This is a genomic window from Bradyrhizobium sp. 930_D9_N1_4 (genome assembly GCF_052076015.1).
Classification (GTDB): Bacteria; Pseudomonadota; Alphaproteobacteria; order Rhizobiales; family Xanthobacteraceae; genus Bradyrhizobium.
Map to the genome: position 1 here is coordinate 1019024 of NZ_CP197236.1, position 17197 is coordinate 1036220.

At 65.2% G+C, this 17197-nt stretch carries 20 protein-coding genes; 17 read left to right on the plus strand and 3 right to left on the minus strand.

What is annotated here, in order from left to right:
- The first annotated feature begins 14 nt into the window (after window positions 1-14).
- The 12 genes from AB7532_RS04740 (at window position 15) to AB7532_RS04795 (ending at window position 11323) form a co-directional block, all read left to right on the plus strand.
- Entirely contained in the window at window positions 15-821 is an 807-nt protein-coding gene (locus AB7532_RS04740) for a response regulator (protein ID WP_441233669.1), read from the plus strand.
- Between the two features lie 195 nt (window positions 822-1016).
- The gene (locus AB7532_RS04745) at window positions 1017-1631 is read left to right on the plus strand and encodes a nuclear transport factor 2 family protein (RefSeq protein ID WP_441233670.1); all 615 of its coding nucleotides are present in this window, start codon (window positions 1017-1019) and stop codon (window positions 1629-1631) included.
- A gap of 264 nt (window positions 1632-1895) precedes the next feature.
- The gene (locus AB7532_RS04750) at window positions 1896-2315 is read left to right on the plus strand and encodes a hypothetical protein (protein ID WP_441233671.1); all 420 of its coding nucleotides are present in this window, start codon (window positions 1896-1898) and stop codon (window positions 2313-2315) included.
- A gap of 127 nt (window positions 2316-2442) precedes the next feature.
- Complete coding sequence (htpG, locus tag AB7532_RS04755) at window positions 2443-4317, plus strand: molecular chaperone HtpG (RefSeq protein ID WP_441233672.1); 1875 nt, start codon at window positions 2443-2445, stop codon at window positions 4315-4317.
- Between the two features lie 171 nt (window positions 4318-4488).
- Window positions 4489-4770, plus strand: coding sequence for a DUF3551 domain-containing protein (locus AB7532_RS04760; protein WP_441233673.1), 282 nt, complete (start codon window positions 4489-4491; stop codon window positions 4768-4770).
- A gap of 30 nt (window positions 4771-4800) precedes the next feature.
- Window positions 4801-5070 (plus strand): DUF3551 domain-containing protein, encoded by a 270-nt coding sequence (locus tag AB7532_RS04765; RefSeq protein WP_441233674.1) that lies wholly within the window; start codon window positions 4801-4803, stop codon window positions 5068-5070.
- Window positions 5071-5346: 276 nt separating this feature from the next.
- Window positions 5347-7161, plus strand: coding sequence for a long-chain-acyl-CoA synthetase (locus AB7532_RS04770; protein ID WP_441233675.1), 1815 nt, complete (start codon window positions 5347-5349; stop codon window positions 7159-7161).
- 144 nt (window positions 7162-7305) lie between these two features.
- On the plus strand, window positions 7306-7551 hold the full coding sequence (locus AB7532_RS04775) for an acyl carrier protein (protein ID WP_015688794.1): 246 nt from the start codon (window positions 7306-7308) through the stop codon (window positions 7549-7551).
- On the plus strand, window positions 7538-8920 hold the full coding sequence (locus AB7532_RS04780; RefSeq protein ID WP_441233676.1) for a class I adenylate-forming enzyme family protein: 1383 nt from the start codon (window positions 7538-7540) through the stop codon (window positions 8918-8920). Before AB7532_RS04775 ends, AB7532_RS04780 begins: the two co-directional genes overlap by 14 nt.
- On the plus strand, window positions 8913-9635 hold the full coding sequence (locus AB7532_RS04785; RefSeq protein WP_441233677.1) for an SDR family NAD(P)-dependent oxidoreductase: 723 nt from the start codon (window positions 8913-8915) through the stop codon (window positions 9633-9635). Before AB7532_RS04780 ends, AB7532_RS04785 begins: the two co-directional genes overlap by 8 nt.
- 127 nt (window positions 9636-9762) lie before the next feature.
- The gene (locus tag AB7532_RS04790; RefSeq protein WP_441233678.1) at window positions 9763-9972 is read left to right on the plus strand and encodes a hypothetical protein; all 210 of its coding nucleotides are present in this window, start codon (window positions 9763-9765) and stop codon (window positions 9970-9972) included.
- A gap of 205 nt (window positions 9973-10177) precedes the next feature.
- Window positions 10178-11323 (plus strand): DUF3095 domain-containing protein, encoded by a 1146-nt coding sequence (locus AB7532_RS04795; RefSeq protein WP_441233679.1) that lies wholly within the window; start codon window positions 10178-10180, stop codon window positions 11321-11323.
- A gap of 6 nt (window positions 11324-11329) precedes the next feature.
- Here the strand turns inward: AB7532_RS04795 and AB7532_RS04800 are convergent, their stop codons facing one another.
- The 3 genes from AB7532_RS04800 to AB7532_RS04810 form a co-directional block, all read right to left on the minus strand.
- Window positions 11330-11764 carry a DUF2147 domain-containing protein gene (locus AB7532_RS04800; protein ID WP_441233680.1) on the minus strand — a complete coding sequence of 145 codons (435 nt, stop codon included), beginning with the start codon at window positions 11762-11764 and terminating at the stop codon, window positions 11330-11332.
- A 92-nt stretch (window positions 11765-11856) separates the two neighbouring features.
- Complete coding sequence (locus AB7532_RS04805; protein WP_441233681.1) at window positions 11857-13242, minus strand: MATE family efflux transporter; 1386 nt, start codon at window positions 13240-13242, stop codon at window positions 11857-11859.
- An 82-nt stretch (window positions 13243-13324) separates the two neighbouring features.
- Window positions 13325-13852 (minus strand): GNAT family N-acetyltransferase, encoded by a 528-nt coding sequence (locus AB7532_RS04810; RefSeq protein WP_441233682.1) that lies wholly within the window; start codon window positions 13850-13852, stop codon window positions 13325-13327.
- A gap of 235 nt (window positions 13853-14087) precedes the next feature.
- On the opposite strand from AB7532_RS04810, the gene AB7532_RS04815 reads away from it, so the two are divergent.
- From AB7532_RS04815 to AB7532_RS04835, 5 genes are all read left to right on the plus strand, one after another.
- The gene (locus tag AB7532_RS04815) at window positions 14088-14684 is read left to right on the plus strand and encodes a superoxide dismutase (protein ID WP_063985730.1); all 597 of its coding nucleotides are present in this window, start codon (window positions 14088-14090) and stop codon (window positions 14682-14684) included.
- A gap of 350 nt (window positions 14685-15034) precedes the next feature.
- Entirely contained in the window at window positions 15035-15646 is a 612-nt protein-coding gene (locus tag AB7532_RS04820; RefSeq protein ID WP_441233683.1) for a permease, read from the plus strand.
- The gene (locus AB7532_RS04825) at window positions 15643-16143 is read left to right on the plus strand and encodes a hypothetical protein (RefSeq protein WP_441233684.1); all 501 of its coding nucleotides are present in this window, start codon (window positions 15643-15645) and stop codon (window positions 16141-16143) included. Before AB7532_RS04820 ends, AB7532_RS04825 begins: the two co-directional genes overlap by 4 nt.
- A 53-nt stretch (window positions 16144-16196) precedes the next feature.
- Window positions 16197-16433: a hypothetical protein gene (locus AB7532_RS04830; RefSeq protein ID WP_441233685.1), complete on the plus strand. Its 237-nt coding sequence runs from the start codon at window positions 16197-16199 to the stop codon at window positions 16431-16433.
- A gap of 2 nt (window positions 16434-16435) precedes the next feature.
- Window positions 16436-17191 (plus strand): metal ABC transporter ATP-binding protein, encoded by a 756-nt coding sequence (locus tag AB7532_RS04835; protein ID WP_441233686.1) that lies wholly within the window; start codon window positions 16436-16438, stop codon window positions 17189-17191.
- Window positions 17192-17197 lie beyond the last annotated feature (6 nt).

Sequence of the window (17197 nt, forward strand, 5' to 3'; positions counted from 1 at the left end):
TGAATGGAGTGGGGATGTCCCGTTCGCAGCTTGTTGCTGAGCACTTGCCGTTGTTGCGCCGGTATGCGCGCGCCCTGACGGGCAATCAGGCCTCGGGCGACGCCTATGTCGCAGCCATGTTGGAAGCCATGCTGGGCGATCCGGCCGTGCTCGACGAGAGTCATGGTCCGCGCGCCGGCCTGTTCCGGCTGTTCACGCAGATCTGGAATTCGGTCTCCGTCAACGACGACGCCGAAGTCGCGACCTTGCCGATGCCGCCGGAGCGGCGGCTGTCGAACATCACGCCGCTGCCGCGGCAGGCGTTCCTGCTGCTCTCGCTCGAGGGATTCTCGGAGGAGGAAGTCGGCTTTGTCCTCGGTACCGACGTCGCCGAGACGCGCCGGCTGGCCGACGCCGCGGGGCGCGAGATGGCGGCCGAGATCGCCACCGACGTGCTGATCATCGAGGACGAGACCTTCATCGCCATGGACCTTGAGAGCCTGGTGAAGAATCTCGGCCACAACGTCGTCGGCGTCGCGCGCACCCATGCCGATGCGGTGGCGCTGGCCAAGAACAGGCGGCCGGGCCTGATCCTTGCCGACATCCAGCTCGCCGACGGCTCGTCGGGCCTCGACGCGGTCAACGAGCTGTTGCGGACGTTCGAGGTGCCGGTGGTGTTCATCACCGCCTATCCCGAGCGCTTCCTCACCGGCGAGCGGCCGGAGCCGGCGTTCCTGATCTCAAAGCCGTTCCAGCCCGCAATGGTGTCTGCGGTGGCGAGCCAGGCGCTGTTCTTCCAGCGCAACTCCCGCAACCGCACGCCCAAGGCGCCCGCAGCCTAATAAGGCGCCCGCGGCCTAATAAGGCGCCGGCGGCCTGACAAGGCGCCGGCGGTGTAGGCAGGCGCCGTTTGGCGCAGTGATTTGATCCGGCGTGCTGCAAGGCACGCCGGATTTTGTCGTGCCGGTTGCTGCGCTTGACGGCCATCGTTTTCGCCGCTCATACCTCCTGCATTGTTCCCAGCCGGAGATGTGTCCATGGACCAAGCGCTGCTCGATCGCCTCGCCATCCGCGACCTCGTCGAGAACTGGGCCGTCTGGCGCGACGCCGGCGATTGGGAGCGCTTTGCCACCGTCTGGCACGAAGAGGGCTGGATGTCCGCGACCTGGTTTCAGGGGCCGGCGCGGGATTTCATGCGTGTCAGCCAGGAAGGGTTTGCCAAGGGTGTGCGCATCCTGCATTTCCTCGGCGGCACCAGCATCGACCTTGCGGGCGAACGGGCCATTGCCCAAACCAAGATGACGATCTCGCAGCGTGCGCCGGTGCATGACGTGGTCTGCGATGTCGTCTGTACCGGCCGCTTCTACGATTTCCTGGAGAAGCGGCATGACCAATCAGGCAATGGAAAATGGGGCATCGTCCGCCGCCAGCCGATCTACGAGAAGGATCGGATCGACCCGGTCGATCCCGCCGCAGAGCTGCAACTCGACCAGACGGCGCTCGCCGTGCTCCCCGAAGGCTACCGTCATCTCGCCTACATGCAGGGATTGATCGGCTACAAGGTCAAGCGCGACATGCCGGGCCTGACCGGTCCCGAGGTCGAGAAGCTCTATGGCGAAGGGCGGGACTGGCTGGCGGGGAAGGCGAAGTAAACGCCAGACAAAAGTAAGGCGCGACTGGCATCACCACAGTCGCGCCCTACGTCGCCGGCTTATGGGGCAGGGGGGAATAGCCGGCTGTTGAGACGACTCGCATGCGCTGGAGTCGTTCCAGCGAGTTACGAATTTTTTTCGTACGATCTTCATATGCGGCCTGCGGTGCTTTGCGCACACGGTTAAGTGATCTTAACCCTTGAGAACTTGCTGTCGTCTCCCCGGTTGTTCCCGCGATCGCCATGGGGCGAGGGGTCGACAGCCATGTCACAGATTCAAAAGGTATTTTTGGGCGCCGTCGCGATCGCCGCGACGATTGGCGCCGTTCAGGTTGGTGCCGTGCAGCTGGCCTCCGGCCATGATCTGGCTGACCGGTGGCAGGCGGTCGCCGTCACGGCGGACAAGTCCGGCCAGAATGTAAATCGCACCGGCAAGTCCGACCGTCTGGCCGACATCAAGCAGGGAGTTCCCACCCGCACCGTGTCGATGCGGCTGAACGACCTTGCCGACACCTCGGTGCTGCTGCGCGTCCCCGCGGTGATCGAGACCGGCAACGCCAAGCGGCCGTTGACGCTGCAGAACCAGACGCAGGGCCGTAAGAGGCCGACGATAGCCTGCGAGCCGATGGTCAGCTCCCTGACCGAGGTCGCAAAACTGCTCCAGCCCGGCCGCTGCGTGACCTGATCCGCCTGGCGAGCTCACGGACAATCGCCCTCCTTCCGGGAGGGCGATGTTTCCTGTCCACTTGATCCCCATCCCATCGCGTTATATCCCCGGCTTTCTTCCCCTTTTGGATTGACCGGGTAAACGCATGACGACGTCAGACACGGCCGCGCATACGCAGCCATTCCAGGCCGAAGTTTCCGAGCTGCTGCACCTGATGGTGCACTCCGTCTATTCGGAGACCGACATCTTCCTGCGCGAGCTGGTCTCCAACGCCTCGGATGCCTGCGACAAGCTGCGCTATGAGGCGATCGCCAGCCCGGCGCTGCTGGGCGAGGGCGACGCGCTCAAGATCCGGATCATCCCGAACAAGACGGCCGGGACTTTGACGATTGCCGACAACGGCATCGGCATGGAGCGGCAGGAGCTGATCGACCATCTCGGCACCATCGCCCGCTCCGGCACCAAGGCTTTCGTGTCGAAGCTGAAGGAGGCCAAGGACGGCCTCGGGCTGATCGGCCAGTTCGGCGTCGGCTTCTATTCCGCCTTCATGGTTGCCGAGAAGATCGTCGTCGTCAGCCGCCGCGCCGGCGAGAGCGACGTCTGGACCTGGACGTCCTCCGGCGGCTCCGGCTTCGAGATCGCACGGGCCGGTGACGAGGATGCGGCGCGGGTCGCACGCGGCACCGAGATCGTCCTGCACATGAAGGACGATGCGAAGAAATATCTCGAAGCTTTCGAGATCGAGCGCATCATCGGTGCCTATTCCGACAACATCCTGTTCCCGATCGAGCTGGTGCCGGAAGAGGGCGAGCCGCGCCAGATCAACTCGGCGAGCGCGCTGTGGCAGCGCTCGAAATCCGAGCTGACGCCGGAGGACTACAAGAAGGCCTATCAGCAGATCGCCTCCGCCTTCGACGATCCCGCGATGACGCTGCACTATCGCGCCGAGGGCCGATATTCCTATGCCGTGCTGCTGTTCGCGCCCTCGACGAAGCCGTTCGACCTGTTCGAGCCCTCGCGCAAGGGGCGCGTCAAGCTCTATGTCCGTCGCGTTTTCATCACCGACGACGCGGATCTGCTGCCTGGCTATCTCCGCTTCGTCCGCGGCGTCGTCGACAGCGAGGATCTGCCGCTCAACATCTCACGCGAGATGCTCCAAAACAATCCGCAGCTCGCGCAGATCCGCAAGGCCGTGGCGACGCGCGTCGTGTCGGAGCTCGAAAGCCTCGCCGACAAGGATCCGGAGAATTTCGCCAGGATCTGGGACGCATTCGGTGCGGCGCTGAAAGAGGGCATCTACGAGGATTTCGAGCGGCGCGAAAAGCTGCTGGCGCTGTCGCGTTTCACCACGACTTCGGGCGAGAAGCGCTCGCTGAAGCAAATCATCGCCGATTTCAAGCCGAACCAGACCGAGATCTATTATCTCGTCGGCGACAGCATCGAGCGGCTGAAGTCCAACCCGCGGCTGGAAGCTGCAACCGCGCGCGGCATCGAGGTGCTGCTGCTGTCCGATCCAGTCGATGCGTTCTGGACCTCGATGCCGACGGAGTTCGACGGCAAGCCGCTGAAGTCGCTGAGCCAGGGCGACCTCAACCTCGAGCTGATCCCGCGCACGGACGAGGCGGAGGACGCGAAGAAGGACGAGCCCGAAGCCGACGAGGCCGCCACCATCGCGGTGATCAAGGCTGCGCTCGGCGAGCGCGTCAGCGACGTCAAGGCCTCGACGCGTCTCACCAGTTCGGCCTCCTGCCTCGTCGCCGACAGCCAGGGCCCGAGCCGCGAACTCGAGCGCATCCTCTCGCAGCAGAACCGCGGCATGCGCACCAAGCCGATCCTCGAGATCAATCTGCGCCATCCGCTGGTCACGGCGATCACGAAGGCACAGGCCGGCTCGCAGTCTGTCGACGATCTCAGCCTGCTCCTGCTCGAACAGGCGCAGATCCTGGACGGCGAATTGCCGGAAGACCCGGCCGCGTTCGCGGCGCGGTTGAACCGGCTGGTGTTGCAGGGGCTCGGCTAGCGCCGCTGCGTTCGGTCGTTATGCGCAGGGGGCGAAGGTGAGTGCGTCGCGACAGCGCACCTCACCTTGCCGTCATCTGTCCTCAGGAACAGTCGCCTCCGGCGTGGTGTTATGTCATAGGAAGCTGCCGGCATCAGATCTGCCGACGCCACCGATTCGAGGATGAAGTCCATGCGTTTGCCGATTCTGACCCTGACCGCGATTGCCACACTGTTCGTCGCGGCAGACGCCAGCGCCCAGACCTACGATCCGCGCTACCCGGTGTGCATGCATGTTTACTCGCTGGGCGGCCGCGGTGGTGGCGGCGAGTTCTTCGACTGCTCGTTCACCTCGATCCCGCAATGCCAGGCCACGGCGTCGGGCCGCTCCGCGAGCTGCGACCTCAATCCCTATTACGCCTTCGACGAACCGCCGCCGCCCCCGCGCAAGCGCCACAAGAAGCCGCAGCACTGATCCATGCGGCGGCGGGCGGGAGCATTCGTCATGCGTAGCTCACTCGGCCTCACCATGGCGGTCGGCGCGTTGTTCGTCGCCGCGCCGTCGCATGCGCAGACTTTCGATCCCCGCTATCCCGTCTGCATGCACGTCTATTCCGGCGCGAGCGGAGGGGGCGGGGACTGGTACGACTGCTCCTTCACCTCGCTGCCGCAGTGCCGGGCCACGGCCGCAGGACTCTCCGCGAGCTGCGATCTCAATCCGTACTATCCGCTCAACGTGCCGCAGCCGCGCGTGCGCCACAGGCGAAGCGGCTAGCAGCGGGCGACTGCTCGCCCGGAACGATCGGTCGCCTTGCGAACCGACACTCGTCCTTCCTGACCCCCGACAGCTCCACCACCTTGCGCCAGCGGTCGGTCGCGGCCGTCAGCATGCCGCCGAATTCGCCTGCGTCGATGCGCATGCCGATCCCATCAGCCTGGTAAAGGATCACTAGAGTTAATCGCGTCCTAACCGGGTTTTACCTTGTCTCTTAACACCTGGGCAAAGCGCGCCGACTAAGCTGCCGGCAACCAGCAGACACGTTCCGAAAGAATGAACGACATGACCACCGGCGTCATCGAGCAACCGAAGGCCGCGCGCGCACCTTCAGCGTCAAAGATCTGGCTGAAGGCGATCGAGCTCACCGCGCGGATCGAGACGCTGCCCGGCCGGTTGTTCGCCGACGTCGTCGACGATTGGGCGCGGCGTCAGCCGGACCGCATGGCGCTGGTGACGGATGACGCAAGCCTTGGCTATGACGGCCTCTCGAGGCGCATCAATCGCTACGCGCGCTGGGCGCGCTCGGCCGGTGTGGCCAAGGGCGATGCGGTTGCGCTGATCATGCCGAACGGCGTCGATTATGTCGCGGCCTGGCTCGGCATCAGCCGCGTCGGCGGCGTGGTGGCGCTGATCAACACCAAGCTGGTGGGACAGTCGCTCGCGCACTGTATCGACGTCGCCAAGCCGTCGCATGTCGTCGTCGCGCATGAATTGACGGACATGCTGGAGAGCGCCACGCCGCATCTGACAGCGCAGGCCAAAGTCTGGACCCATGGCGACGCCCGCAGCGAGCGCGCCATCGACGTCGCACTTGCCGCCCTCGACGACGGTCCGCTCCAGCCGGAGGAGCGCGGCAACGTCACGATCAACGACCGCGCCTTGCTGATCTACACATCAGGGACCACCGGCCTGCCGAAAGCCGCCAGCATCAGCCATCGCCGCATCCTCAATTGGGGCTTCTGGTTCGCCGGTCTGACTGGAGCCACGCCGCAAGACCGGCTCTACGACTGCCTGCCGTTGTTCCATTCGGTCGGCGGCATTGTCGCGCCGTGCAGCATGCTTGCCGCGGGCGGCACGGTGGTGATCGCGGAAAAATTCTCGGCCTCGAATTTCTGGCCCGACATCGTGCGCCACGACTGCACGCTGTTCCAGTATATCGGCGAGCTCTGCCGCTATCTCCTCAAGGCGCCGCCGTCGGAATATGAGAACCGGCATCGGCTGCGGATGGTCTGCGGCAACGGCCTGCGCGGCGACATCTGGGAGGACTTTCAGGGCCGCTTCGCCATTCCGCGCATCCTCGAATTTTACGCCGCGACCGAAGGCAATTTCTCGCTGTTCAACGTCGAGGGACAGCCGGGCGCGATCGGGCGTATTCCGCCGCTGCTTGCGCATCGTTTCCCGGCCAATCTCGTCAAGCTCGATCCTGACAGCGGCGCGCCGCTGCGCAATGACGAAGGCTTTTGCCTCGCCTGCGCCCGGGGCGAGGCCGGTGAAGCCATCGGCCGCATCGGCCTAGCGGACGAGGGCGGCGGCCGCTTCGAGGGCTACACGGATGCGGGCGAGACCGAGAAGAAAATCCTGCGCAATGTCTTCGCGAAGGGCGATGCCTGGTTTCGCACCGGCGACCTGATGCGTCTCGACGACAAGGGTTTCTTCCATTTCGTCGATCGCATCGGCGACACCTTCCGCTGGAAGGGCGAGAACGTCGCGACCTCGGAGGTCAACGACGCCGTGCGCGATTTCACCGGCGTGATCGACGCGACCACCTACGGCGTCGGCATCCACGGCACCGACGGCCGCGCCGGCATGAGCGCGATCGTCGTGAACGAAGGCTTTGATATTGCGGCCTTGCCCGTGCATCTGGCGCAGCGCCTGCCGGCCTATGCCCGCCCGGTCTTCGTCCGCATCTCGCGCGAGCTCGATGCGACCGAGACCTTCAAGCAGAAGAAGGGCGATCTGGCCCGCGAGGGCTTTGATCCGTCAGTGATCATCGATCCGCTGTTCATGCTCGACCCGAAGTCCGGCACCTATGTTGCACTCGATTCAGAGACGTTTACGAAGATTATCGACGGCACGACCCGGCTCTAGCCGCGCGAAAATACAGAGATAGGTCCAATTTTATCCGAATTGTCCAAGAAGCCATTTACTTCTGTCGGGTAAACAAACGGCATTGGGGAGGCGGTCATCAAGAACCGCCGTCACACGAATATCGATAACAAGAGCGAGCCAGCCATGTCGGTACGGTCCAAGGTCATTGAAGCGATCCAGCAGATCGCCAAAGAGCAGCACGTCACGCTTCCCGCCCTCTCGGACGATCTGTCCCTGCACGAGACGGGCTTCGACTCGCTCGCCTTCGCCATTCTCGTCGCGCGTCTCGAGGACGAGACCGGTGTCGACCCCTTCACCATCTCCGAGGACGCAGCGTTTCCAGCCACCGTGGGCGATTTCGTGCGGGCCTACGAAAATGTCCCCGCGTGAGATCTTCGCGCTTCGCGACTATCTGAGCCCGGAGCTCGAGGGCCGCACGATCTCCGACACCCATCATGTGGTGTCGCTGACGGGCGTCCTGTCGCATACGGTTCTGGGCGGCCGCGTGCATGAACTGGCAGGCCGTTCGGTCCTGCTGAAATTGTCGGACCAGCTCCGCTCGGGCCTGGCCATGATCGAGCTCGACGGCATTGCCCGTCGCATGCTGCTGTGTCCACCCGATCTCAATCCGGCGCATCTCGACGCGCTGATGGCCGATGCCGGGGTCGATGCCGTCGTCACCGACGAGCCCGGTCGCTGGGACGCGACCGGCGTACCGCTCGTCGTTACCGCTCAATTGCCGCTTCAGGCCACTGCGCCGGCGAAGACCGAGCGCGCCACCGAATGGCTGATGCTGACTTCGGGCACCTCAGGCGTGCCGAAGATCGTCGGCCATACGCTGGAAGCGCTCACCGGCGCCATCGTCGCCGAAGGTCCCGCGCGCGGGCCCGCACCGGTCTGGGCGACGTTCTACGACATTCGCCGCTATGGCGGCCTCCAGATATTCCTGCGCGCCGTGCTCTCCGGCGGCTCCATGGTATTGTCCGATCCGCATGAGGCGCTCGGCGATCATGTCACGCGGCTGAACGCACGCGCCGTCTCGCACATTTCCGGTACGCCCTCGCACTGGCGCAAGCTTTTGATGAGCGGTTCGGCCGCGCAGTTCGCGCCGGGTTACGTCCGTCTTTCCGGCGAGATCGCCGACCAGGCGGTGCTCGACGGTCTCAAGGCTGCGTTCCCCAATTCTTCCGTCGGCCATGCCTACGCCTCGACCGAGGCCGGCGTCGGCTTCGCCGTCAATGACGGGCTTGAAGGCTTTCCGGCCGACTATCTCGGCAACCGCAACGGCGTCGAGATGAAGGTCGTCGACGGTTCGCTGCGTATCCGCTCGACGCGCACGGCCCACGCCTACATTGGCCGCAACGCGGCCGCGCTCACCGATGGCGACGGATTCGTCGACAGCGGCGACATCGTCGAATTGCGCGGCGACCGCTATTATTTCGTCGGCCGCCGCGGCGGCATCATCAATATCGGCGGGCTGAAGGTCCACCCCGAGGAAATCGAGGCGGTGATCAACCGTCACCCTGACGTACGGATGTCGCGGGCGAAATCGCGGAAGAGTCCGATCACCGGCGGCATCGTCGTCGCCGATGTGATCCTCACTGCGGGCACCGATCAGGGGCGGGTCAAGGAAATCCGCGACCAGATCCTGGATCAGTGCCGCACGCAGCTCGCATCCCACAAGGTGCCGGCGGTGATCCGCTTCGTCGAGAAGCTCGACGTCACCCCGGCCGGCAAACTGGCGCGCACCGATGCATAATGTTCTCGTCACCGGCGGCAGCCGCGGTATCGGTCTTGCGATCGGCAAGCGGCTGGTGGATGCCGGCTATAACGTGATTGCGGCCGCGCGCCGTGAGAGCGACGAGCTCAAGGCCGCGATCGCCGCCTCCGAGGGCCGGCTGCATTTCCGCGCCTGCGACCTTGCCGTGATCGACGCGATCCCGGCCTACGCTAAACTCGTGCGCAACGAATTCGGCCCTACCTACGGCCTGGTCAACAATGCCGGCCTCGGCACCGAAGGCCTGCTCGCCACCATGCACAATTCGGAGATCGAGGCGCTGGTGCAGCTCAACGTGCTGTCGCCGATCATTCTCACAAAGTATGTCGCGCGGCAGATGATGGCCGATGGCGCCGGCCGCATCATCAACATCTCCTCGATCATTGCGACAACGGGTTATAACGGCCTGTCCGTTTACGGCGCGACCAAGGCCGCCGCCACTGGCTTCACCCGTTCGCTGGCGCGCGAGGTCGGCAAGCTCGGCATCACCGTGAACGCGATCGCCCCCGGCTTCATCGACACCGAGCTCACGCATAATCTCTCCGACGAAAGCCGCAAACGCATCGCCGGCCGCAGTGCGCTGCGCCGCCTGCCGGAGACCGACGACGTCGCGCGCATGGTGGAATATCTGCTGGGCGACGGCGGTCGCAACGTGACCGGCACCGTGTTCACGGTCGACGCGGGCAACACGGCGTAAAACGGAACCCGGCCGCGACAATTGCGTTGATCCGGGTCAATGTCATTTCGCCGGATTTGGTCGTAAGATGCTCCGCAATCGATTGGGTTATGTCAATCGATCTGCCCCAATTGACAGGGAGCAGTCCATGACCACGCCGCACATGACCGCTTCAAATCAGAGCCGGACCGAGCAATCTCGCGCGAAGCCTGATGATGTCCACTGCCCGCCGATGGCCAATCAGAATTCCGGCAGTCACGGCTACGAAATGTATCCGCAGCAATTTGTGCGGCTGGTCGGTTGCGATGACGCCGCTCTCGAGGCCCTGCGCAAGCGCGAGGACGAGAAGCTGCATTGAGGCGCGCCGAGTTGCTTCGGCAGGTCAATCCGTTCGTTTAGAGGTCCGGCGGCCCTGGTGCGGTGTTGCCGCGCCGCGCGATCTTGTTGTCGGACGCCATTTCAGACAATGATCGGGAATTGAAAGGTGCGCCGCCCGGCGAACCCGGATCGATCCTGCCTCGTACCTTCCTCGGACGCGCTTCCCAACCATCCGGCCTCACCCGATGACATCTGGCGACTCCTTCTACGGCGGCATTCTCGTCTTTCGCGGCTTCACCAGCCTGATGGATCCCGCGCTTTATGCGCCGCTGCCGGACGACTGGAGTGTCGGCGTTGCCGACATCGTCGATTCCACCAAGGCGATTGCGGCGCAGCGCTACAAGGCGGTCAACATGGCCGGCGCCGCCGTGATCGCGGCGGTGACCAATGCACTCGAAGGCCGCGAATTTCCCTTCGTGTTCGGTGGCGACGGTGCGAGTTTTGCCGTTGCGCCTGATGATCTCGCGTCCGCCCGCGAGGCGCTGGCCGCGACCGCGACCTGGGTGCGGGAAGACCTCGATCTGGAGATGCGCGTCGCGCTGGTGCCGGTGAGCGCGATCCGCGCGCAGGGCCTCGACGTGCGCGTCGCACGCTTCGGCCCCTCGGCCAATTTGTCCTATGCGATGTTTTCCGGCGGCGGCCTTGCCTGGGCCGACGCCGCGATGAAGCGCGGCGAGTTCGCGATCGCCGAGGCGCCCGACGGCACGCAGCCCGATCTCTCCGGCCTGTCCTGCCGCTTCGAGGTCATGCCGGCTGCGCGCGGCCTGATCCTGTCGGTGCTGGTGATGCCGGCGCGCGGCGCCGATCCGCATGCTTTCCGCAAGGTCATTGAGGACATCATCCATCTCGTCGAACGCAGCCCGGATGGCGGCCGCCCGGTGCCGCTGCAGGGGCCGCCGCTGACATGGCCGCCGCAGGGCTTGGAGTATGAGGCCCGCACCAAGCGCGGTGGTCCGCTGGTCGTGCGCCGCGCCCGCGTGCTGGCCTATACGCTGTTCGTCTATCTGATCATGCGGTTCGACCTCAATGTCGGCGGCTTCGTGCCGAACATCTACAAGCGGCAGGTGGTCGAGAACTCGGACTTCCGCAAATTTGACGACGGCCTGCGCATGATCCTCGACTGCACACCGCAGCTCGAGCGCGCCCTGAGCGATCGTCTCGCCGCGGCTGCACGCGACGGCATCGTGCGCTACGGCATCCACCAGCAGGATGCGGCGATGATGACCTGCTTCACGCCGTCGGCGCTGCGCAGCGACCACGTCCACTTCATCGACGGCGCGCGAGGCGGCTATGCGTCGGCTGCGACGGCGTTGAAGGCGATGATGGCGTAAGAGCGACTACCGTCCCGTGCGCGTCCAGGTCTCGCCGCCGCAGAGCGCGCCGACGCAGCCTTCGACCCGCAGCGAATCCGCGCCTGTCACGCTGACGCTGCTCGCATAGGTGCTGCCGTCGTCGGCATTGTAGATCTGGCCCGACCATTTGTTCGGCCCTGAGGGCTGCATGCCGCTGAACAGCGGCAGGCCGATCATCGGACGCCTCGCCAGCGCGGGATTGGGATTTTTGCTGTCGGTTGCCGGCTGGCCGGTCGCGGTATCGTGAGGCTCGCGCAGCCAGACGATGTTGCCGCAGATGCCGGCGCCGCATTTGCCGATCTTGACGCGGGCATCGCCGGCCTGGGTCAGCCAGGTCCCGTCGGCACTTTGCGCACGGGCGGAAGTCGCGCCGGACAGCGCAGCCAGGATGACGGAGAGAAGCGCGAATCTGCTGAACATGAAGGAGAGCCCCGAAAATGGAGGCGCCTCCATAGCAGCCTAGCGGGATAGTGCAACGCCGGATGGAATCACATTCCCGCGCTCGCCTGCGCTCATTTGCCCCAGCGCGCGAAGGCGACCGAGCCCGCGGTCGAGAGCCCGAACACGACCATGGCGCCGCCGACCAGCGCGAACAACGTCCAGGCCGGTGCCTGCGCCATCATCAGGCCGACGCCGCCGATCGCGACGATCAGAAGCCGCGCGGTGGAGGCGAGCACGGGCCCGCCGACGCGCGCCGCGCCTTGTGAGGAGAAATACAGCGATACGCCCATGCCGAAGAACACGAAGGCCGGCCCTGCCCAGTGGAAGTAGCTGTGTGCGGCGGCGGTGACGCCGGGATCGCTGGTAAACAGCGACACCCACAACGCGGGATCGAGCGCGATGATGAGCCCGATCAGGCCGACGGTGATCCCCGAGGCTGCTGCTGCCGTCCACGCCACGCGCCGCGCGCGCTTGATCTGGCCGGCGCCCATCGCCATGCCGACCATCGGCACCGAGGCGATGCCGAAGGCGAAGGTGATCGGAATCAGCAAAAACTCCAGCCGCGAGCCGATGCCATAGCCGGCCAGCATCTCGGTGCCGAAGGTCGCGAGGATCTTCGTGAAGATCAGAATGGTGAGCACGGTCTGGAGCGGCGACAGGCAGGCGAGCGCGCCGACCTTGAGGATGTCCAGGAACATCGCGCGCTCGAAACGGAATGCGCGGATCTCCAGCGGCAACCGGCTGCGGCCGGACAGCAGATACCAGAGGAAGAAGATCGCAGCGCAGCTGAACGCGATCAGCTGGCCGGCGGCAACGCCGGGCATGCCGAATTGCTTCACGCCGAACAGGCCGAGCCCCAGCGTGCCGCCGAGCGCGATCTGGAGTGTGCTCATCCAGATCAGAATCATCGAGGGCAGGCGCATGTCGCCGGTGCCGCGGATGATCGAGGCCAGCGTGTTGACGAGCCAGATCGCGACCGCGCCGGAGAACAGCATGTGCGAATAGCCGCTGGCCTCTTCGAGCACGCGGTCGCGGCCGCCGAGCAACGTGAAGAACGAGCGGCCGAAGCCGAGCATCATCACCGTGAAGAACAGTCCGCCGCAGAGGCCGATGATGGCGGCATGCAGCGCCAGTGTCGCGGCCCGGTCGCGATCTCCGGCGCCGAGCGCGCGGCTGATCGCGGACGAGACGCCGCCGCCCATCGCGCCCGCGCTCATCATCTGCGTCAGCATCGCGAACGGAAACACCAGCGCGATCGCGGCGAGCGGAATCGTGCCGAGCCGGCCGATATAGGAGGTCTCGGCGATCGCAACGAGGGTGCTGCCGACCATCGCGATCATGTTGGGGATCGCGAGCCGCAGCAGCGTCGGCAGGATCGGCGCCGTCAGCAGGCTGGCAATGGGGGAGGCGACCGGTGCACGCGATGGGACGGTGTCTAGCGGGGCGTCGATCGTCATGTCTCACCGGGCGGAATATTGAATGATGATCGACATGCTACAGGGCGTGAGCGGCCGGCGCCAGCCGGTCGTCACACAGGGCTCACCAGGGCAGACCGCAGAGGTCGATGGTGCCCAGCGTCGGCGCGCGGACGATGTTGAAGACATAGGGCGCCATGTCGTCGAAGCGGATGCGCCCCTCCGGCTGTTCGCAATAGACCTCGCCCTCGAAGGGCAGCCAGCTCCGGGTCTGGTAGAACGCAAAATTGTGTGGTTCGCAGAACAGCAGTGCGAAGCGAACGGCCTCGTTGGCGCGCATGGTATGCACGGCCGCGTCGATCGCCACTGTCGCATAGCCGCGGCCGCGCCGGTCCTCGCGCGTGCAGACCCCGCCAATGCCGCCGATATGGACCTTCTGCCCGTTCCAGGTGACGGTGCGGAAATAGATGCCGACATGGCAGACGAGCCCGTCCTCGGGCGTCTCGATCAGCACACGCAGATCGGCATTGGCCCATTTGACGTTGGCCCAAGGCTTGTCCCCGACCATTTGCGGTCCGAACACCGCCTGATGCAGCGGCTCCGCGATCCGCCACGAGGCGTCGCCGTTGAGAATGTCGATCTCGATGCTCATGGGGCTCTCTTCCGCCTCTCCGCGCCGTGGTGCGTTCGTTCTGCCATAAGCGCCTCAAAGGCAATGATATTTTGCGGCGGTTCGAAACGCTGCACACGCTCGCGTCGATTTTATGCAATCCGGCCAAACGTCTGCATCAGGCATTTTCGCAAATTGGCGGTATTTAACGGCCGCGGAACCTTCTATAAGGGGTGACCGTTAAGCCTCGTTCCCCATCAGTTGCGGACAAGAACCCATGACATTCACGCTGCCCCCCCTCCCTTACGCCTATGACGCCCTCGGCCAGTTCATGTCGAAGGAGACGCTGGAATTCCACCACGACAAGCATCATCAGGCCTACGTCACCAACGGCAATAACGCGCTCAAGGGCACCGAATGGGAAGGCAAGTCCCTTGAGGAGATCGTCAAGGGCTCGTTCGGCAAGAACCCCGCGGTGTTCAACAACGCCGGCCAGCACTACAACCACATCCACTTCTGGAGCTGGATGAAGCCCAATGGCGGCGGCACCAAGCTGCCGGGCAAGCTCGAGAAAAAGATCAACGAAGACCTCGGCGGCTTCGAGAAGTTCAAGACCGATTTCCAGGCGGCCGGCGTCGGCCAGTTCGGCTCGGGCTGGGCCTGGCTCCAGGTCAAGAACGGCAAGCTCGAGATTGCCAAGACCCCGAACGGCGAGAATCCGCTGGTGCACGGCGCCACCCCGATCCTCGGCGTCGACGTCTGGGAGCACTCCTACTACATCGACTATCGCAACCGCCGTCCCGACTATCTCAAGGCGTTCGTCGAGAACCTCGTGAACTGGGAATACGTCGAGTCCCTGTTCGACAAGGCCTGAGTTAGCCTCATCGGAATAACGAAAGGCGGTCGCCTGTGCGGCCGCCTTTTTGCTGTGCGGAATTGCGTCCGCAAAGTTGGTGCGCTCCCTCTCCCGCTTGCGGGGGAGGGTTGGGGTGGGGGTGTCTCCCCGGAGAGATTCCCAGTGTGGTGAGAGCCCCGCCGCGCTTCGCGCGTCGACCTCCCCCGCAAGCGGGAGAGGTTGACCGAGCCTGCGGCACCCGCCGTTGCCCAGAGCCATTTTGCGCAAGTCCTGCACGGCGCGCGCACGGGTCTGTCATCGTACCGTTTGCATCGATCGGGCGGCGCCCTTAATCAGGATGGGCATCACCCTCGAGCCGACCCAGCCCGTTGTCAGAAACGCCCCCGAAAAGTCCTGCGCCTGTCGAGGACGTGGAGTCCGAGCCGCGGCCGGGGCGCGTGCGCAAGCCGATCGGCTGGTCCACGATCATCATCGCGGTGCTGGTGGCAGTGAGCGCGGGTCTGGTCTGGCGGCGTGACGGCACCGACGGCGTCCTCGACATTCTCACCCACGATCTCTCGCTGTTCGGCGGCATCCTCCCGCGCGTGCTGGCTGGCTGCCTGCTCGGCGCGTTCATTTCCGAGATCCTGCCGCACGAAAAAGTCTCGCGCTCGCTCGGGCCGAAATCCGGCCTGAAGGGCCTTCTGATCGGCACCGCTTTCGGTGCGATCCTGCCGGGCGGTCCCTTCACCGCCTATCCGGTCGCGAGCGCGCTGCTCGCCGTTGGCGCCGATTTCGGCGCCACCATCGCCATGGTCGTGAGCTGGACCCTGATCGGCTACGGCCGGGCGGTGGCTTGGGAAATCCCGATCATGGGCACCGATTTCACGCTGTGGCGGATCCTGATCTCGCTGCCGCTCCCGGTGCTCGCCGGTGCGCTCGGCCGCTTCGTCTATGTCCGGCTCTATCCGGCACAAGCCGCGAAGGACGACGAGAGTTGAGCGCCGCGCTTCTCATCGACATCCTGCTGTGGGGCTCGGTCTTCGGCGTCGGCCTCATCGCCTTTCGCCGTGGGCCTCCGGTGTTCAGGGCCTCGCTGCGCGAAGGCTCGATGGACTTCATCAACATCGTGCCGCGCATTGCGCTGGGCGTGATCGGCTCCGGCTACATCGCCGCCATCATCCCGCAGGAGGTGATTACCGGTTGGCTCGGGCCGGACAGCGGCTGGCTCGGGGTTGCGACCGCCGTGGTCGCGGGCGCGGCGACGCCCGGCGGACCCGTGATTGGCTTCTCCATCGGCACGGTCGCGCTGAAGTCGGGCGGCGGGGTGCCCCAGGTGGTCGCCTATGTCGTCGCCTGGGCGCTGTTTGCGTTCCAGCGGGTGATCCTGTGGGAAATCCCGTTCATGCCGGCCCGCTTCGTCTGGTTCCGCTGCGCCGTCTCGGTGCCGTTCCCGTTCGTTGCGGCCGCCATCGCAATGGTGATCGGCAAGCCCTGAGCCGGACGCCCAAGCCGTGGACAGGGGTAATGTTATAATATAACGTCTATGGCATGGTTCCCGCCGCGTCTCACGCCCATCTTCACGACCATTCCCAAGGTCATTCTCCTGACCACGGGCACTCGCACGGGCACGACCACAGCCATGCCCACGTCCACGATGCGGCCTCGCCGCATCCGGCCCAGGACGCGCCCTGGTCGATCCTGCGCATGACCATGGCCGGACGCCTCGCGGCCGCATTGGCCGTCTGCGCCGTGCTCTGGGGCGTGGTCTTCCTGGCGATGAGGTGACCATGGCGGCGCTGCACTTCCACAATGTCACGCTCGGCTACGACCGCCATCCGGCCGTGCATCATCTCAACGGAGAGGTCGCACCCGGCGCACTGGTCGCCGTGATCGGCCCGAACGGCGCCGGCAAGTCGACGCTGCTGCGCGGCATCGTCGGCATTCTCAAGCCGCTCGACGGCAGCATCCGTCTCGGTGGGCTCGACAGTCGCGACATCGCCTATCTGCCGCAGAGCGCGGAGATCGACCGCACCTTCCCGATCTCGGTGTACGATTTCGTCGGCACCGGGCTGTGGCGCGGGACCGGCCTGTTCGGCGGCATCGGCAAGGCCGCGCGCGAGAAGATACTTCGCGCCATTGGCTCGGTGGGGCTCAACGGTTTCGAGAACCGGCCCATCGGGACACTTTCGGGCGGCCAGATGCAGCGCGTGCTGTTCGCGCGCGTGCTGCTGCAGGACGCGCGCCTGATCGTCCTCGATGAGCCCTTCAACGCCATCGATAGCAAGACCACGACTGATCTGCTCGCGCTGGTGAAGCACTGGCACGGCGAGGGCCGCACCGTGCTCGCCGCCCTCCACGACATGGAAATGGTGCGCAACCATTTCTCCGAGACGCTGGTGCTGGCGCGCGGCCCCGTGGCCTGGGGACCGACGGCGGAGGTGCTGACGCCGGAAAACCTGTTGGTCGCGATGCGGATGTGCGAAGCCTTCGACGACAGCGCCACGGCGTGCGCGGCCGATGATGCCCGTTCGCGGGCGGCGTGATCGCAG

What these genes read in the sequence shown, in the direction of transcription:
- AB7532_RS04810 (WP_441233682.1), bottom strand. Translation starts at nt 13,852, where the DNA reads ATGAGCATCGAGATCGACATTCTCAACGGCGACGCCTCGTGGCGGATC.
- AB7532_RS04785 (WP_441233677.1), top strand. Translation starts at nt 8,913, where the DNA reads ATGCATAATGTTCTCGTCACCGGCGGCAGCCGCGGTATCGGTCTTGCG.
- AB7532_RS04800 (WP_441233680.1), bottom strand. Translation starts at nt 11,764, where the DNA reads ATGTTCAGCAGATTCGCGCTTCTCTCCGTCATCCTGGCTGCGCTGTCC.
- AB7532_RS04830 (WP_441233685.1), top strand. Translation starts at nt 16,197, where the DNA reads ATGGTTCCCGCCGCGTCTCACGCCCATCTTCACGACCATTCCCAAGGT.
- AB7532_RS04805 (WP_441233681.1), bottom strand. Translation starts at nt 13,242, where the DNA reads ATGACGATCGACGCCCCGCTAGACACCGTCCCATCGCGTGCACCGGTC.
- AB7532_RS04750 (WP_441233671.1), top strand. Translation starts at nt 1,896, where the DNA reads ATGTCACAGATTCAAAAGGTATTTTTGGGCGCCGTCGCGATCGCCGCG.
- AB7532_RS04780 (WP_441233676.1), top strand. Translation starts at nt 7,538, where the DNA reads ATGTCCCCGCGTGAGATCTTCGCGCTTCGCGACTATCTGAGCCCGGAG.
- AB7532_RS04740 (WP_441233669.1), top strand. Translation starts at nt 15, where the DNA reads ATGTCCCGTTCGCAGCTTGTTGCTGAGCACTTGCCGTTGTTGCGCCGG.
- AB7532_RS04815 (WP_063985730.1), top strand. Translation starts at nt 14,088, where the DNA reads ATGACATTCACGCTGCCCCCCCTCCCTTACGCCTATGACGCCCTCGGC.
- AB7532_RS04770 (WP_441233675.1), top strand. Translation starts at nt 5,347, where the DNA reads ATGAACGACATGACCACCGGCGTCATCGAGCAACCGAAGGCCGCGCGC.
- AB7532_RS04835 (WP_441233686.1), top strand. Translation starts at nt 16,436, where the DNA reads ATGGCGGCGCTGCACTTCCACAATGTCACGCTCGGCTACGACCGCCAT.
- AB7532_RS04760 (WP_441233673.1), top strand. Translation starts at nt 4,489, where the DNA reads ATGCGTTTGCCGATTCTGACCCTGACCGCGATTGCCACACTGTTCGTC.
- htpG (WP_441233672.1), top strand. Translation starts at nt 2,443, where the DNA reads ATGACGACGTCAGACACGGCCGCGCATACGCAGCCATTCCAGGCCGAA.
- AB7532_RS04790 (WP_441233678.1), top strand. Translation starts at nt 9,763, where the DNA reads ATGACCACGCCGCACATGACCGCTTCAAATCAGAGCCGGACCGAGCAA.
- AB7532_RS04795 (WP_441233679.1), top strand. Translation starts at nt 10,178, where the DNA reads ATGACATCTGGCGACTCCTTCTACGGCGGCATTCTCGTCTTTCGCGGC.
- AB7532_RS04765 (WP_441233674.1), top strand. Translation starts at nt 4,801, where the DNA reads ATGCGTAGCTCACTCGGCCTCACCATGGCGGTCGGCGCGTTGTTCGTC.
- AB7532_RS04745 (WP_441233670.1), top strand. Translation starts at nt 1,017, where the DNA reads ATGGACCAAGCGCTGCTCGATCGCCTCGCCATCCGCGACCTCGTCGAG.
- AB7532_RS04775 (WP_015688794.1), top strand. Translation starts at nt 7,306, where the DNA reads ATGTCGGTACGGTCCAAGGTCATTGAAGCGATCCAGCAGATCGCCAAA.